The following is a 240-nucleotide window of genomic DNA, read 5'->3' as shown; positions in this document are numbered from 1 at the left end:
CGCTCAATTCGCTGCGTATATCGCTTGCTGATTACGTGCAGCTTTCCCTTCAGGCGGGATTCATACAGCGGCCAGCCATCCGTCATCCATATCACCACGTCAAAGGGTGACAGCAGGCTCATAAGACGCCCCAGCGTCGCCATAGTGCGTTCACCGAATACGTGCGCAACAACCGTCTTCCGGAGACTGTCATACGCGTAAAACAGCCAGCGCTGGCGCGATTTAGCCCCGACATAGCCC

The 240-nt window shown here is 56.7% G+C and carries 1 protein-coding gene; it reads right to left on the bottom strand.

Annotated elements, in window-relative coordinates; all coding sequences use genetic code 11:
* The coding region (locus SB773_RS34275) for an IS1 family transposase (protein ID WP_410594971.1) at positions 1–240 on the bottom strand (240 nt) is incomplete at both ends.

Origin of the sequence: Bacillus sp. SIMBA_074, from assembly GCF_046534555.1 — a bacterium.
In the GTDB taxonomy this organism is placed as follows: domain Bacteria; phylum Bacillota; class Bacilli; order Bacillales; family Bacillaceae_G; genus Bacillus_A; species Bacillus_A mycoides.
Note: the sequence above shows the minus strand (reverse complement) of the source record. Positions and strands in the feature narration are given on the sequence as shown.